The organism is Streptomyces sp. NBC_00096 (assembly GCF_045041305.1).
Taxonomy (GTDB): domain Bacteria; phylum Actinomycetota; class Actinomycetes; order Streptomycetales; family Streptomycetaceae; genus Streptomyces.
This window is the reverse complement of record NZ_CP108221.1, coordinates 6871339-6886882: the sequence shown is the minus strand read 5'-3', so window position 1 is coordinate 6886882 and position 15544 is coordinate 6871339. Positions and strand designations below refer to the sequence as shown.

The window sequence follows — 15544 nt, the reverse complement described above, 5'->3', positions numbered from 1 at the left end:
GGAGGTCGGGGGCGGGCGGGCGGTTACGGCTTCTGGAAGCCCGCGTCCTGAAGGAACTTCTGTGCCTCGGGAGTGGACAGCCAGGCGACGAAGGCGTCGGCCGCGGCCGCGTTCTTGGAGCCCTTCAGCGAGGCGGCCGGGTACGAGGCCACGGCGTTCTGGTCGTCGGGGATGTCGACGGCGACGACCTCGTCCTTGGCGGTCGCGGCGTCGGTCTTGTAGACCAGGCCCGCGTCGGCCTCGCCGAGCTCGACCTTGGACAGGACCGCGCGGACGTTCGGCTCCTGGGAGACCGGCTTCACCTCGATCTGCTGCGCGTCGAGGATCTGCTTGCTGTAGCGGCCGACCGGGACCTCGGGCGCGGCGAGGACCACCTTGACCCTGGTGTCGGCCAGGTCCTTCAGGTCATCGATCTTGAAGGGGTTGCCCTTGCCCGTCGCGATGACCAACCGATTCTTCGCGATGATCGTCGGGTCGTTCACATCCGGCTTCAGGCCGTCCATGGTCTTCGTGTCGGCGGTGACCAGTACGTCGGCCGGCGCGCCCTGCTTCACCTGCGCGGCCAGCTCCTGCGAACCGGCGAAGGAGAACTTCACCTTCGTGCCCGGGTGCGTCTTCTCGTACTCGGCACCCGCGGCCTTGAACACGTCGGTGAGGGAAGCCGCGGCCAGGACCGTCAGGTCCGCCTTCGGCGCCACCGACGCGGAACCGCTCGGGCTCGCCGAGCTCGCGCTGTCCTTGCCGTCGCTGCTGGAACAGGCGGCCAGCGCGGGGATCAGCAGGGCGCCGGCGAGCAGACCGGCGGCGGCGCGGCGGGTGGTGGGGGTTCGGGACATGGTCGTGGGGTCTCCTGGTACTGAAGGGGACGGCGCGGGGAGGGGACAACCGGATCAGGTGCGGTCGATGTGGACGCTGGTGGATTTCACTCGGGCCGTGGCCTGCATTCCGACCTCCAGTCCCATTTCCTCCACCGATTCCCGGGTCAGCAGCGACACCAGACGGTGCCGGCCCGCCTGGATCGCCACCTGGGCCGATACGTCGCCGATTTTCACGGCCGTGATGATTCCCGGGAAGGAGTTCCGCACCGACGTCTGGATCGGGTCGTCCTCTTCCTGGGTCTTCTGCGCGAGGTCGACGGCGAACGCCGCCAGGTCGCGGCCGTCGATCAGCCGGCGTCCCAGGCCGTCGCCGCCCTCGCGGTACGTGGGAACCTTCCCCGCGTCCGCCCAGCGGCGTGCGGTATCGGGGCTGACGCCCAGCATGCGTGCGGCCTGGCCGACGGTGTAGTGCTGCATATGCGTCACGTTAGGGCGAGAAAGCCAGCATCTGCAATTTGACCATACCTTTGCATATCAGAAGTAGATGCGAAGAGACGATCCGAAGGCCCCCAAGCAGGTGAGGTCCAAGGTCCCGAATTGTCAGGACGTTCGGCCGGGGCGAATATGCCACGCCACAAGGGCCGTTCGCCTGGCGGATGAGACGGCCTCCGGGCACCGGGGGAATCCTGCGGCTAGCGTGATCCGTGTGGCGGCCGACAGGTCGCTTTCTCTCCGCCGATCAGAGTGAGGCGTTACTTCCATGAGCCTGAGCATCCGCAACCAGATCCCCGGCACCATCATCTCCGTCACGGTCGGCGAGGCCATGTCCACGGTGAAGGTCCGGCTGGCCGGCGGTCAGGACATCACCGCCGCGATCACCACCGACGCCGTGAAGGACCTCGGCTTCGCCGAGGGCACCGCCGTCAAGGCGCTCGTCAAGTCCACCGAGGTCTCCCTCGCGACCCGTCGGGTCGAGGGCATCTCCATCCGCAACCAGATCCCGGGCCACGTCACCGACGTCGCGACCGGTGGCGCCATGGGCTCCGTCAAGGTCTCCGTCGAGGGTGGCGAGCTGACCGCCGCGATCACCAAGGACGCCGTCGAGGCCCTCGGCCTCGCCGTCGGCTCTCACGTCGTCGCGCTGATCAAGTCGACCGAGATCTCCCTCTCCGTCTGATCGCCCCCGCTCCACGCCTGAGGGCCCCGCACCGGTCGGTGCGTGGCCCTCAGGCGTAGGGGCCCGGCCGACGGGGTCGCTGACGCGGGTGCGCGGTGGATGCTGGCAGACTTCGGCGTGCGGAGAGGCGCTCGCCGTCATCGCGCCGGCAAGCGGGAGAGCGGGGCGACATCGTGGGATCGGGACAACTTCCTCCGGGCCAGAAGCTGGCGAAGGGCTGGCCCGTGTCGCACTACGGGCCGGTCCCGAAGTTCCGGCCCGAGCGGTGGACCCTGCAGGTCTTCGGCGCCACCGCCTCCGGCGAGAAGTACAGCTGGACGTTCGACGAGGTCGCCGCCCTCCCCTGCACCACGATCGTCACCGACATGCACTGCGCCTCCGGGCCCTCGACTACCGGCCACGAGTTCTACGGCGTACCCGCCCGGGCCGTGCTCGAGCAGGCGCCACCGGCCCCCGAGGTCACCCACGTCATGGCGTGGGCCGAGTACGGGTACAGCGCCAACCTGCGCCTGGCCGACTTCGCCTCGGACCGGACCCTGCTGGCCATGCACCACGACGGGGAACCGCTGACCGTCGAGCACGGCTTCCCCCTGCGCCTGGTCGTACCGCACCTGTACGGCTACAAGGGGCCGAAGTGGCTGCGCGCGATCGAGTACATGACCGCCGACCGGCGCGGGTTCTGGGAAGAACGCGGCTACCACAACATCGCCGACCCCTGGAAGGAGCAGCGGCACTCCTACCAGGAGGACGACTCCGCCTAGGGTCTGTTGCGAAAGTGGATCTTGATCGTTGATGATCACGTTCTGTGGGACGTGGAGATCTGACGAATGGCCAGTGGGTCCGGCTTGAGCCGTTGCTGCCGCAGGGCATCAAGCCGGGCCGGCCTCAGGTGTGGACGCGGCGGCAGCTGATAGACGGCATACGGTGGCGGACGCGAACCGGCGCCCCGTGGCGGGATGTGCCGGAACGGTACGGGCCGTGGGACCGGGTCTACGACCTGTTCCGACGCTGGCAGCGAGACGGTACTTGGGCCCGCATCGTCACCCAGCTCCAGGCCCAGGCCGATGCGAAGGGTCTGATCACCTGGGACGTGAACGTTGACTCGACCGTCTGCCGGGCCCACCAGCACGCCGCCGGAGCGGCGAAAAGGGGGATCTCCAGAAGGAACCGCCCGGTGGCGTGTTCGCCGAGCCGGCCGATCACGGACTCGGACGCTCCCGGGGCGGGCTGAGCACCAAAATCCACCTTGCGGTCGAGCAGGGCCAGAAGCCCCTGGCGATCGTGATCACGGCCGGGCAGCGGGGCGATTCCCCGCAGTTCGAGCCTGTCCTGGAAGCGATCCGGGTTCCCCGGCTCGGACTCGGGCGGCCGCGCAAGCGCCCGGACCGAGTACGTGCGGACAAGGCGTACGACTCCCGCAGCAACCGCTCCTACCTGCGCAGACGCGGAATCAAGGTCACGATTCCGGTTCCTGCGGACCGCGTCCGCAACCGGAACAAGCTTGGCTCCCGCGGCGGCCGGCCGCCGAAGTTCGACAAGGACGACTACAAACAGCGGCACGCGGTCGAGTGCGGCATCAACCGGCTCAAGCGTCACCGCGCGGTCGCCACGAGATACGACAAGCTCGCCGTCCGCTACGAAGCGACAGTGCTGATCGCAGCCATCAACGAATGGCTGTGACCAGCACTTTCACAACAGACCCTAGGCGGACCCTCCGGTCATCAGTCGCACCGGCCGCACAGGTGCCCGCGCCGCAGTACGGGCCGGGGCCTGGCCGCCACCGCCACGGGCGCCCACCGGCCACGGTGCGCCCGGTGCGGCGGGGGGCCGTACGGCGACTGCCAGGCAGGCCGCCCGGTTCGAGCCGGGCCGCGCGCGGCGTGACGCCGTACGTCCGGGCCGTTGCCGTCGTCGTTGTCGTTGTCGGGCAGCAGGTGCAGGAGCTCGGGTCGCGCGGAGCGCGCGTACGTCCGCTCCAGGACAGCGAGCCAGTTTTCGGACATGGAGATACACCGGTTCCAGTGAGAAGACCGCAGCGGAAAGGAGCACGGCGCACAGGTGCGACGCGCGACGGATCAGCGCTCGGGGTGTCTCACTTGGTGTACAACGGCAGGTCCTTGACGGGTGGATTGCGGGCGGGAGCACGCTAACGGCTCGCGGGGGCAGGGCTCCACTGATTTTCGGGCTGGTGGCGCTGCCTCGGCGCCGGCCACAAGCTCTCGCCGGGCGCGGACGGACCCCCGGTTCCGACCAGGACTTCGACCGGGCCGACATCCGGCAGGCCGCGCGGTGGATCGGCGAGGCGGGCGAGTGGCTGAGCTGCTGGACCATGGGACTCAGCCAGTCCACCCACGGCACCTGGAACACCAACGCCCTGATCAACCTGCGCCTCGCCACCGGGGCGATCTGCCGCCCCGGCTCGGGGCCGTTCTCGCTGACCGGCCAGCCGAACGCGATGGGCGGACGCGAGATGGGCTACATGGGCCCGGGCCTGCCCGGGCAGCGCTCGGTGCTCGTCGACGAGGAGCGGGCCTTCGTCGAGGACCTGTGGGGCGTGGAGGCGGGCACCCTGCCCGGGGAAGGGGACCGCATCGAGGTGGGGCGGTGCTTCACCGGGTCGTCGCCGAGGACGAAGGTGCGGCCGAAATCCGCCTCGTACTCCTCGAAGATCGGCCCGAATTCGGCGAAGGCGATGCCGTCACCGCCGATGAAGCCTCGACGAGGCCCAGGGCGCGCAGCTGCTCGTCCATGCGGTCGGGTGCTCCCATGATGTCGTTCCCCTTCCCTGTCACGGAGTCGCGCGGACGATGACGAGCGACCCCTCGTACGTCTCCTGCGTGCGCAGGTGCCCGAAGCGTTCGTCCCAGGCCCCGGACTCCAGGTCGCGGCGGAGCCTCTCGTCGAAGCGTCCGCGCACGCCGTCGTCGATGAAGCTCCATGCCGGGCAGGCCTGCCGGGCGGCGGGGTCGAGGAGCAGCTCGGGGCGGCCGTAGTAGGCCTCGTTGAAGCCGTCCGTGCAGTCCAGCGGGATCGGAACGGTCCGGATGCTGCCCGTACCGCCGAGGGCGCCGGCCATGTCCTCGACGGACGGGTACCGGCGGGCTTCGACGTCGAGGACCTCGGGTGCGTACTCGTGGAGCCAGAAGTCCCGTACGAGCTTCGGGTCGCACGTCAGGACGACCACCGGGCCCGAGGTGACGCGCCGCATCTCGCGCAGGCCGGCCGCGACGTCACTCCACTGGTGGACGCTGAACAGGGTCATCGCCCCGTCGAACTCACCGTCGGCGAAGGGCAGGTCCTCGGCCACGGCGTCGACCGCACGGGTGAGGCGGGCCGGGCGCCGGGCCCGCATGGACTCGGAGGGGGCGACGGCCGTCACGGCGCGGGCGGCACTCTCGTAGGACCCGGCACCGGCACCGACGTTGAGTACGGTCCGCGTGCCGGCGAGGGCCTCGGCGATGAAGCGGGCGATGCGGGTGTCGGGTCTGCGGCAGGGCGCGCCTCCGGTGCCGATGGGGGCGTGGTCGACGCTGCCGGCGCTGCCGACCTGGGTACCTGCGTTCATGGGTCCATACCTCGCCTCGTGAGCAGGAACAGGGATGCACCCGCGTGTCGCCGGAGGTGCCGGCGTGCGGGTACGGGTGAGTCACCGCCACGACCGGAGCCGGAACCGTTCCCTGCCGCCCCCGCGGTCATCCGTTGCCCGTCGGTCCTTCGACCCTTCCGCCCCTCGGATCGTCGGCGCGTCGGCCCCTCCGGAGCTTCGGCAACATCACAGCAGCATCTTGCATCCGCTAGGGCAGATTAGTAAATCGACTGGCAAATGCTTGTTGAATCGACCAAACACGCCACAGCTGCAGCTCTGGGTGATGTGTACCCCCATCCGTGTCGACGGCCGACGGCTCGCGCGCGCCTGCGCAACGCAAAAGCCCGGCCAGCACACAGGCTGGCCGGGCTTTCGTGCAGCAGCGCCCCTGGAACCGCGGCGCCCGCTATGAAGAGGAAAGGCTTAGGCGACGGTGATGTTCTCCGCCTGGGGGCCCTTCTGGCCCTGGGTGACGTCGAAGTTCACCTTCTGGCCTTCCTGGAGCTCGCGGAAGCCCTGGGCGGCGATGTTCGAGTAGTGGGCGAAGACGTCCGGGCCGCCACCGTCCTGCTCGATGAAGCCGAAGCCCTTTTCCGAGTTGAACCACTTCACGGTTCCGCTGGCCATGTGTCCTCCAAGGGACTAGAAACCGGTCCCGCACCATGCGGGATCCGGAGGTGATCGCCCTGGTCCTCAGAGACTCTGAACAGAAAAATCGCCCGTGAAAATTGCACTCACGGGCGACCGGTACTTCGGAACCATGACAGCTGGAAGTGACGCTACACGGACAGGCCCCCTCGCACCACAAGAACGCCCAGCGGGGGGAGGTCGGATCATGCTGCCGGAGCAAGACTCGAAGACAGGTGCCATCGACGGCGTCGACCGGCCCGACTGGATTCGCGTACGAGAACACCCCCCACGAAGTGGCCACCCTTCGTGGAATCGACCGACATGCGCTTGACCGGCGAACCTGCGGCAACGTAGCTTCGGCAGGACCGACCCATGAGCTACTGGAAGGAGGCGAAGTCGGATGTCCACCATCTCCGCAACGCTTCGCCTCGCCCACCAGATCGCCTGGGCTCCGGGCCGTGTGGCACACGGCTGCTGAAGCAGCCCCTTCCCGGCGTGCCCGATCGCGGCCCCGGAACCTCTCCACCACCTCTGTCATCGCTTACGGCGCCTCGCTGCGTGCCGTTTCGTCGCGCTCCCAGTTATCGAGCTGCGACGACTGAAAGAGAAAGCTCCTGCCCATGGCGACTAGGACAGCCCGATCGACCGCGCCCCGAAATGGGGGCCTGCCGTGGTAGCGGCGCGGATCACGGTCAACGGGAAAGAAACACCGATCGAACCCGCCCCGGCCCACACCACCGTGCTGGACTTCCTGCGCGACCGCGGCCTCACCGGGACCAAGGAGGGCTGCGCCGAAGGGGAATGCGGTGCCTGTTCGGTCCTCGTGGCCCGGCCCGGAGTGAACAAGCCCACCGACTGGGTGGCGGTCAACGCCTGCCTGGTCCCGGTCGCGGCGCTCGACGGCCAGGAGGTCGTCACCTCCGAGGGTCTGGCCACCGCCGGGGAACCCGGCTCGCCCCCGGTACTACACCCCGTACAGCAGGAGATGGCGGTCCGCGGCGGCTCCCAATGCGGGTACTGCACACCGGGGTTCATCTGCAGCATGGCTTCCGAGTACTACCGTCCCGACCGCTGCGCGCACCCGGCCGACGCCACCGCCACCGGCACCGGCACCGGCACCGGCACCGGCACCGGCACCGGGGTCGTCGACTCCGAGCACGGTCCGAACGGTTTCGATCTGCACGCGCTGAGCGGAAACCTGTGCCGCTGCACCGGCTACCGCCCGATCCGTGACGCCGCGTTCGCCGTCGGCGCGCCCGCCGGGGACGACGTCCTCGCGCAGCGGCGCGAGCAGTCCCCGCCCGGGGCCGCCGCGACCGAATACACCCAGGACGACAGCGCGTTCCTGCGGCCGGGCACCCTGGCCGAAGCAGTACGCCTGCTGGGCGAGCGGCCCGGGGCCGTCGTGGTCGCCGGCAGCACCGACTGGGGCGTGGAAGTGAACATCCGTTCCCGGAGGGCCGACTGCGTGGTCGCCGTTGACCGGCTGCCCGAACTCCGCGAGCTGCGCGTCGAATCCGGCCACATCGAGATCGGGGCGGCCCAGACGCTCACCGAGCTCGAACGCCGCCTGGACGGCAGCGTCCCGCTCCTGGCGGAGCTGTTCCCGCAGTTCGCCTCGCGGCTCATCCGCAACAGTGCGACCCTGGGCGGCAACCTCGGTACCGGCTCCCCCATCGGTGACAGTCCGCCGGTGCTGCTCGCACTGGAGGCCTCGCTGCTGCTGGCCGGCGCCGACGGCGAGCGCGAGGTCCCGCTGGCCGACTACTTCACCGGCTACCGGCAGAGCGTGCGGCGTCCCGGCGAGCTGATCCGCGCGGTGCGCGTACCGCTGCCGCTTTCGCCGGTCACGGCCTTCCACAAGATCGCCAAGCGTCGTTTCGACGACATCTCCAGCGTGGCGGTCGCCTTCGCGCTCGACATCGAGGACGGGATCGTCCGCAAGGCGCGGATCGGCCTCGGCGGCGTGGCCGCCACCCCGATCCGCGCCCTCTCCACCGAGGCGGCCCTGGAGGGCCGGGCGTGGACGGCGCAGACCGTCGAGGCCGCGGCCCGGGTCCTGCGGGCCGAGGGCACACCGATGGACGATCACCGCGCCAGCGCCGGCTACCGCTCCGCGATGCTCGGCCAGAGCCTGCTCAAGCTGTACGCGCGAACCACCGAGGCGGTGTCGTCATGAGTCATCTGTCCGAGCGTCCCGAAAAGCCCGTCGTCGGGGTTTCGATGCCGCACGAGAGTGCGAACCTGCACGTCACCGGCGCGGCGCTCTACACCGACGACCTGGTCCACCGCACCAAGGACGTACTGCACGCCTACCCGGTCCAGGTCATGAAGGCCCACGGCAGGATCACGGCGCTGCGCACCGGGCCCGCGCTCGACGTGCCCGGTGTGGTCCGGGTACTGACCGGCGCCGACGTGCCCGGCGTCAACGACGCCGGAATGAAGCACGACGAACCGCTCTTCCCCGACACGGTCATGTTCCACGGCCACGCGGTCGCCTGGGTGCTGGGCGAGAGCGTGGAGGCGGCCCGGCTCGGTGCGGCGGCCGTCGAGGTGGACCTCGACGAAGAGCCCTCCGTGATCACGCTGGGGGAAGCGATCGAGGCCGGGAGCTTCCACGGCGCGCGGCCCCTGATGATGGCCGGTGACGTCGACGCCGGCTTCGGCGACTCGGCGCACGTGTTCACCGGCGAGTTCCAGTTCTCCGACCAGGAGCACTTCTATCTCGAGACGCACGCGGCGCTCGCCCTCGTCGACGAGAACGGGCAGATGTTCGTCCAGAGCAGCACCCAGCACCCCTCGGAGACGCAGGAGATCGTCGCGCACGTACTCGGCCTGCACAGCCACGAGGTGACCGTGCAGTGCCTGCGGATGGGCGGCGGCTTCGGCGGCAAGGAGATGCAGCCGCACGGGTTCGCGGCCGTCGCCGCGCTCGGCGCCCTGCTCACCGGCCGGCCGGTCCGGGTGCGGCTCAACCGGACCCAGGACCTGACCATGTCCGGCAAGCGCCACGGGTTCCACGCCACGTGGAAGATCGGCTTCGACACCGAGGGCCGCATCCAGGCCCTCGACGCCACCCTGACCGCGGACGGCGGCTGGAGCCTGGACCTGTCCGAGCCCGTGGTGGCCCGCGCTCTGTGCCACATCGACAACACCTACTGGATTCCCAACGCGCGCATCGCCGGCCGCATCGCCAGGACCAACAAGGTCTCCAACACCGCCTTCCGCGGCTTCGGCGGACCGCAGGGCATGCTGGTGATCGAGGACATCATGGGCCGGTGCGCGCCGCTGCTCGGCCTGGATCCGATGGAGCTGCGCGAGCGCAACTTCTACCGGCCAGGCCAGTCCACGCCGTACGGACAGCCGGTCCCCCGTCCGGAGCGCATCTCCGTCATCTGGCAGCAGGTCCGCGAGGACGCCTCCGTCCTCGAGCGGGGGCGCGAGATCGCTGCCTTCAACGCCGAGCACCCCAACACCAAGCGGGCGCTCGCGATCACCGGGATCAAGTTCGGGATCTCCTTCAACCTCACCGCCTTCAACCAGGCCGGCGCGCTGGTGCTGGTCTACAAGGACGGCTCCGTCCTGATCAACCACGGCGGCACCGAGATGGGACAGGGCCTGCACACCAAGATGCTGCAGGTGGCCGCGACCACGCTCGGCATTCCGCTGCACAAGGTGCGGCTGGCCCCGACCCGTACCGACAAGGTGCCCAACACCTCCGCGACCGCCGCCAGTGCCGGTGCGGACCTCAACGGCGCGGCGGTGAAGAACGCCTGCGAGCAGATCCGCGACCGGCTGCTCCAGGTGGCAGGCACCCAGCTGGGCACGAACGCCTCGGACGTGCGCATCGTCGAGGGCGTCGCGCGCGCCCTCGGCAGCGAGAAGGAGCTGGCCTGGGACGACCTGGTGCGCACCGCGTACTTCCAGCGCGTCCAGCTGTCAGCGGCCGGTTTCTACCGGACCGAGGGGCTGCACTGGGACGCGAAGGCGTTCCACGGCTCACCGTTCAAGTACTTCTCCTACGGCGCCGCGGCGACCGAGGTGGAGGTGGACGGCTTCACCGGCGCGTACCGCATCCGGCGGGTGGACATCGTCCACGACGTCGGCGACAGCCTCTCCCCGATGATCGACATCGGTCAGGTCGAGGGTGGTTTCGTGCAGGGCGCGGGCTGGCTGACGCTCGAGGACATGCGCTGGGACGCCGGTGACGGGCCGAACCGCGGCCGTCTGCTCACCCAGGCGGCGAGCACGTACAAGCTGCCGAGCTTCTCGGAGATGCCCGAGGAGTTCAACGTCAAGCTGCTGGAGAACGCCACCGAGGAGGGTGCGGTCTACGGGTCCAAGGCGGTCGGTGAACCCCCGCTGATGCTGGCCTTCTCGGTGCGGGAGGCCCTGCGGCAGGCGGCCGCGGCGTTCGGGCCCCCCGGGATCAGCGTGGAGCTGGCTTCGCCGGCCACGCCCGAGGCGGTGTACTGGGCGATCGAGTCGGTCCGCAACGGCGGCGCGCGGCACGACGGGCGGGCGCCCGACGGCAGCGGGGTCCCCGCCGACGCAAGTGCCTTGAGCAATGCCTGACATGAGCTGGGTCGCCGCGGTCGCGCGGTTGCGGGCGCGCCGGGAACCCGGCGTGCTCGTGACCGTCGCGACCGTGCGCGGCCACGCACCCCGCCGGGCCGGTGCCAAACTCGTCGTGGGACGGACCGAGACCTGGGGTTCGATCGGCGGCGGCAACATCGAGGCCGTCGCCATCGACCGGGCGCGCGAGCTGAACGGCGCGGCCGATCCGGAGCCGGAGCTGATGGAGTTCGCCCTGAACGACAAGGTCACCAGCCGGCACGGCGTGCAGTGCTGCGGCGGAGCCGTCACCGTGCTGCTCGAACCGCTGCCGGTGGTCCAGGCGGTGGCCGTCTTCGGCGTGGGGCACGTAGGACTGGAACTGGCGCGCATCCTGGCCCGCCACGACCTGGACCTGCACCTCGTCGACACCCGCCCCGACATGCTCGCCGGTGAGCGGCTCGGCGTGCTCTCGGACGCGGTGGCCCAGGTCCATGTCCACCACACCCCGCTGCTTCCCGAGGCGGTGCTGGCGGAGCTGCCGCCCGGCACCCACGTCCTGATCATGACCCACGACCACGCCGAGGACGCCGCGCTGTGCGACGCCGCCCTGCGTACCGAGGGTCTCGGCTCGATCGGACTGATCGGCTCGTCCGCCAAGTGGGCGCGGTTCCGCCAGCGCCTGGCCACCGAGGGCGGCCATGACGCCGCCGCCATCGACCGGGTCAAAACACCGATCGGCATGACCGGGATCACCGGCAAAGAACCCGCCACGATCGCACTGAGCGTCGCGGCGGACCTGCTCCGGACCTTCGAACGCGACAGCCACGCGGCAGTGGCGGTGGCGGAGATCGTCGCCGCGGCGCCGTACGCCCCGCTCGCCAGCAGTGCGTAGGAGAGCACGGCGGGAACGAGGCCAACTTTCCTGGCTCCCCCGCGACATAGACATCACCGACCGTGTTTAGCATCCGTCAATCTGGTAACACCAAGTAGCTACAGGCAGTCAGAACCCGACGGAAGGCAGGAACATGACCCTCATTACCGTGCTCATCCTCGTCGCGGCCCTCGCCGTCATCGCCCTCCTGGCCCTGGCCCCCAGCGCCCCCGCACGACGCAACCCCTTCCCCGGCCGCCGGAGCCGGGCCGACCATCGCCGCGGCAGCGCACCGCGGCTCAACCACGTGCCCCGGCAGTAGGCGATCCGGCACCGTGGCAGCCCACGGACGCAACGCGGGTCGCCTCGGCTCCCCGGCCGGAGCGATGAGCCGGGCCATCAGGGGGTAGAACACCGGCGTGAACATTTCTGCGCCCGGAGCCACCAGCGTGCGGGAGCGGCTCGGCTCGCTGCTGTTCAGCCGGGTGGCCGGACCTTCGGGCCCGGGCAACCGCGCCCGGATCCACAACACGCCCGGACCCCGCTGGTTCGGCCCCGAGCGGCCCATCCGCACGGTGCACGGCGACGCCTCGATGTTCATCGGGGGCCTGAGCGCCCTCCTGCTCCAGTCGCTGCATCCGCTCGCCATGGCCGCCGTCGCGGCGCACTCCGGCTTCCGTGGCGACCCGTGGGGCAGGCTCCAGCGCACCAGTACGTTCCTGGCCGTCACCACCTACGGCACCGCACGGGACGCGCAGGAGGCCGTCGACCGGATTCGGGCAGTCCACGAGCGGATACGGGGCGCCACCGCGGCGGGCGAACCGTACCGCGCGGCCGATCCCCACCTGCTGGGCTGGGTGCACGCGGCCGAGGTCGACAGTTTCCTGCGGGCGCACCAGCGCTTCGGCGCGCACCCGCTGGACGCGGAGGGTTGCGATGCCTACGTCACGGACACCGCGCGGGTGGCGGCAGCCCTCGGCGTGGTGGACCCGCCCCGTGACCGGGCCGCGCTGACAGCCCTGCTGGCGGCGTACCGGCCGGAGCTGCGGGCCACGCCCGAGGCCCTCGACGCCGCCCGCTTCATCCTCCGGCAGCCGCCACTGCCCTGGCCGGCCCGCCCCCCGTACGCGCTCCTCGCCGCGAACGCCATCGACCTGCTGCCCCCGTGGGCCCCCGCCCTGCTCGGCCTGCGCCCCGCCAAGGGCCCGAAGGCCACCTCCGTACGCCTGTCCGGGCAAGCCCTGACGCACACGATCCGCTGGGCGATGGCCTCGCTGCCCCGCCCCGCTTCCTGAGAGCCGTGGCCGATGGTGCGGCCGCAGGACGTCTCCCCGCCCCTGCCCCGCGTCTCTGCCAATCCGCACGGCCCTGCGCTACGAACCCGGGGTGACGTCCGTCAGCTCCTCCTCACGGAAGGAACCATCCGATCGACATCGACCCTGGCCTCGCCCCGGCCCCCGGTCAGGCCCTGGTCCCGGTGTACCGGCACCGTCTGCCGCGGGAGGCGGGGGCAGCGATCCTCCTGCTCCACGGCGGCCGCGCGGACGCGCTGGAGCCGCCGCCCCGCCCGAACCTGCCCGCCCTGCGGATGCGGCCGTTCGCCACGGCGCTGCTCCGGGAGACCTTCGACGACGATGTGCTCATCGCCCACGTCCGCTACCGGCACCGCGGCTGGAACGGGACGCACGCACACCCCGTCGCCGACGCCCGGCGGGCTCTCGACGAACTCCGTGCCCTGATCGGCCCGGTTCCCGTCGTCCTCGTAGGCCACTCCATGGGAGGCCGCGCGGCACTGCGCGCGGCGGCGGACCCACAGGTCAAGGGGGTCATCGCCCTCGCACCGTGGTGGCCCGGGACCGAGACCGTCGGCCATGTGCGGGGCCGAACCGTCATCGCGCTCCACGACGAGGCCGACCGGATCACCGACGCCGCGGACACCTGGGCCCTCCTCACCCGCGCCCAGGCAGCGGGAGCGCGGGTCCAGGGCATCCGGATGCCCCACGGCGGCCATTCCATGATCCGGGACGCCCGCCGATGGCACCGCGTCACGGCGAAAGCAGCGGCCGCGGTGCTCGGGAACGGCCTGCCCGTCCTGCCGGCCGGCAGTGGCCCGGCTGTGGTCAGCCGAGCTGCTGGAGGAGCGGGAGGACGTTCTTCGGCTGGGCGTTGACCTGGGCGAGGACGGAGATTCCGGCCTGCTGGAGGATGCTGGCCTGGGTGTAGTTGGCGGTTTCCAGGGCGTAGTCGGTGGCCTCGATGCGTTCCCGGGCGGCACTGAGGTTGACCACGCCGGTGTCCTGCGTGCGGATGTTGGACTCGAAGCGGTTCTGGACGGCTCCGAGGATCGAGCGCAGGCTGGTGACCTCGACCAGGGCGGAGTCGATCATCGACAGCGGGTCCACGAGGAAGGGAGTCGTGAGGGTGGGGGCCTCCGCCTTCGAGACCGAGGCGGGCTGACCCTCCGCGTCCGTGTAAGTGATCTGGTCCGGGTCGGACGTGTCGGTGAAGGCGATGGTCTTGGACACGTCGTAGGACTCCAGCCCCAGCGTGCTGACGTTGACCGCCTTCGTCGCGACGGCGATGACGTCGCCGTCGTTGGCACCGGTCTGGAAGTTCATGCTGGTGTTCTTCGCCAGCACCTTGATTCCGTTGAACTGGGTCTGCGAGGAGATCGAGTCGATGGCCTCGAGGCGCTGGGCGACCTCCTGCTCGATGGCGTGGCGGTCGGTGGCGGCGTAAATGCCGTTGGCTGCCTGGACCGTCAACTGGCGGATGCGCTGGAGGTTGTTGGTGACTTCCTTGAGCGCGCCCTCGGTGGTCTCGGCGAGGGAGATGGCGTCGTTGCTGTTGCGGGAGGCCTGGAGCGATCCCTCGGCCTGGGTGGTCATCCGGTCGGAGATCGCCAGTCCCGCGGCGTCGTCCTTCGAGGAGATGATGTGCTTGCCGGAGGCGAGCCGTTCGGCGGCGGTCGCCATCGTCGAGCCTGTGATGTTGAGGTAGTTCTGCGTGGTGAGCGACATGATGTTGGTGTTCAGCGTCAGCATGTGATCGTCCCCAGTGGGTGGTCGGTACGGGTCTCGGGCGGCGGGTGGCCCTATGCGGACGTCTCGGCGGTCACGGTCACGTCGTCCTGGGCCAGGACGAACCGCAGGAGATCCACGTCGACCCAGCCGTACGGGGAGATCGCGTCGATGAACGCGGGCAGGGTGCGGGTCAGCTCCGCGATGACCTCGGCCTGGTCCTGGCCGCGCGCTGCGGCTGCTTCGGCGAGCTTGTCGTCGCCGAGGGCCTGAACCACCTGTTCCGCGGTGAGGGGTTCATTGGGGCCGGAGCCGAGCCAGGAGCGGCTCTGCGGCAGGGCGGCGGCGAGGGCGCGGGTCTCCGCCACGATCTGCTCGGCGGCCGATTCCTCTGCCGGGGTGAGGTCGGCGATCCGTGCCGCCGCCCGGAACACCTCGATGGTCTCGGCCGGGATGGCGTCCACGAGGGCGGGGATCTCCTCGGCGAGGGAGGCCGCCGCTTCCGCTTCGCTCACCTGGGCCAGCTCGGCCAGCGCCGACAGCATGCCGGCGGGAGCCGCCGCGGCCACCTCTTCCGCGGTCAGCGGCTCGTTGGGACCCTCGCCGGTCCAGGACTCGAACCTGCCTGCCGTCGCGGGCGCCCCCGCCAGGGCCGCAAGTAACTGTCCCAGCACGGGGGTCACCGTGTTCGCGCTCATCGAACTCCCTCAAAGTGAATGATCTTGAGCCTGTGACGCTACAGAAAGGGGTCCGGTTCGCAACAGAGCGTGAACAGGCCAGGCCGGAGGGATCCTCGTCGGCCAGGGAGCCCCGGGGCCGGGCAGTCCCCGGGACGGCGGTCTTGACCCGCCGCGCCGCGCCGCGCCGGCCGGCGGGCCGGCGGGC

16 protein-coding genes and 1 pseudogene are annotated in these 15544 nt (G+C 70.5%); 10 read left to right on the top strand and 7 right to left on the bottom strand.

Annotation, left to right across the window (positions count from 1 at the left end):
* Positions 1–23: 23 nt before the first annotated feature.
* Complete coding sequence (gene modA, locus OG904_RS30825) at positions 24–836, bottom strand: molybdate ABC transporter substrate-binding protein (protein ID WP_405496581.1); 813 nt, start codon at positions 834–836, stop codon at positions 24–26.
* 54 nt (positions 837–890) lie between these two features.
* Positions 891–1295 (bottom strand): TOBE domain-containing protein, encoded by a 405-nt coding sequence (locus tag OG904_RS30820; protein WP_405496579.1) that lies wholly within the window; start codon positions 1293–1295, stop codon positions 891–893.
* A gap of 283 nt (positions 1296–1578) precedes the next feature.
* Here OG904_RS30820 and OG904_RS30815 point away from each other — a divergent pair, with 283 nt between their 5' ends.
* From OG904_RS30815 to OG904_RS30805, 3 genes are all read left to right on the top strand, one after another.
* Positions 1579–1995, top strand: a complete 417-nt coding sequence (locus tag OG904_RS30815) for a molybdopterin-binding protein (protein WP_405496577.1) — start codon at positions 1579–1581, stop codon at positions 1993–1995.
* Positions 1996–2168: 173 nt separating this feature from the next.
* Positions 2169–2756: a sulfite oxidase-like oxidoreductase gene (locus tag OG904_RS30810; protein WP_405496575.1), complete on the top strand. Its 588-nt coding sequence runs from the start codon at positions 2169–2171 to the stop codon at positions 2754–2756.
* Between the two features lie 44 nt (positions 2757–2800).
* A protein-coding gene (locus OG904_RS30805) for an IS5 family transposase (RefSeq protein ID WP_405496573.1) occupies positions 2801–3675 on the top strand; the annotation gives its coding sequence in 2 pieces (ribosomal slippage) (positions 2801–3145 and positions 3148–3675; 873 coding nt in all).
* 41 nt (positions 3676–3716) lie between these two features.
* Here the strand turns inward: OG904_RS30805 and OG904_RS30800 are convergent.
* Positions 3717–3998 carry a hypothetical protein gene (locus OG904_RS30800; RefSeq protein WP_405496571.1) on the bottom strand — a complete coding sequence of 94 codons (282 nt, stop codon included), beginning with the start codon at positions 3996–3998 and terminating at the stop codon, positions 3717–3719.
* 266 nt (positions 3999–4264) lie between these two features.
* Between OG904_RS30800 and OG904_RS30795 the strand changes: the two are divergent.
* A pseudogene (locus OG904_RS30795) lies at positions 4265–4579 on the top strand (hypothetical protein); the annotation flags it as partial.
* 204 nt (positions 4580–4783) lie between these two features.
* On the opposite strand, the gene OG904_RS30790 reads toward OG904_RS30795, so the two are convergent.
* Positions 4784–5560, bottom strand: coding sequence for a class I SAM-dependent methyltransferase (locus OG904_RS30790; RefSeq protein WP_405496569.1), 777 nt, complete (start codon positions 5558–5560; stop codon positions 4784–4786).
* 444 nt (positions 5561–6004) lie between these two features.
* On the bottom strand, positions 6005–6208 hold the full coding sequence (locus OG904_RS30785; RefSeq protein WP_405496567.1) for a cold-shock protein: 204 nt from the start codon (positions 6206–6208) through the stop codon (positions 6005–6007).
* A gap of 673 nt (positions 6209–6881) precedes the next feature.
* On the opposite strand from OG904_RS30785, the gene OG904_RS30780 reads away from it, so the two are divergent.
* The 6 genes from OG904_RS30780 to OG904_RS30755 all read left to right on the top strand — a co-directional run bounded on the left by OG904_RS30780 (position 6882) and on the right by OG904_RS30755 (position 13809).
* On the top strand, positions 6882–8390 hold the full coding sequence (locus OG904_RS30780; protein ID WP_405496565.1) for a xanthine dehydrogenase small subunit: 1509 nt from the start codon (positions 6882–6884) through the stop codon (positions 8388–8390).
* Complete coding sequence (gene xdhB, locus OG904_RS30775; RefSeq protein ID WP_405496563.1) at positions 8387–10786, top strand: xanthine dehydrogenase molybdopterin binding subunit; 2400 nt, start codon at positions 8387–8389, stop codon at positions 10784–10786. Before OG904_RS30780 ends, xdhB begins: the two co-directional genes overlap by 4 nt.
* Before the next feature lies 1 nt (position 10787).
* The gene (gene xdhC / locus OG904_RS30770; RefSeq protein WP_405496561.1) at positions 10788–11660 is read left to right on the top strand and encodes a xanthine dehydrogenase accessory protein XdhC; all 873 of its coding nucleotides are present in this window, start codon (positions 10788–10790) and stop codon (positions 11658–11660) included.
* Between the two features lie 133 nt (positions 11661–11793).
* On the top strand, positions 11794–11961 hold the full coding sequence (locus OG904_RS30765; protein ID WP_405496559.1) for a hypothetical protein: 168 nt from the start codon (positions 11794–11796) through the stop codon (positions 11959–11961).
* Between the two features lie 97 nt (positions 11962–12058).
* Entirely contained in the window at positions 12059–12934 is an 876-nt protein-coding gene (locus tag OG904_RS30760) for an oxygenase MpaB family protein (protein WP_405496557.1), read from the top strand.
* 182 nt (positions 12935–13116) lie between these two features.
* On the top strand, positions 13117–13809 hold the full coding sequence (locus tag OG904_RS30755; protein WP_405496555.1) for an alpha/beta hydrolase: 693 nt from the start codon (positions 13117–13119) through the stop codon (positions 13807–13809).
* On the opposite strand, the gene OG904_RS30750 is transcribed toward OG904_RS30755, so the two are convergent.
* Both OG904_RS30750 and OG904_RS30745 read right to left on the bottom strand, forming a co-directional pair.
* On the bottom strand, positions 13760–14683 hold the full coding sequence (locus tag OG904_RS30750) for a flagellin (RefSeq protein WP_405496553.1): 924 nt from the start codon (positions 14681–14683) through the stop codon (positions 13760–13762). The two genes, OG904_RS30755 and OG904_RS30750, sit on opposite strands and share 50 nt — an antisense overlap.
* Positions 14684–14733: 50 nt before the next feature.
* On the bottom strand, positions 14734–15357 hold the full coding sequence (locus OG904_RS30745; protein ID WP_405496551.1) for a YidB family protein: 624 nt from the start codon (positions 15355–15357) through the stop codon (positions 14734–14736).
* Between the last annotated feature and the right edge of the window lie 187 nt (positions 15358–15544).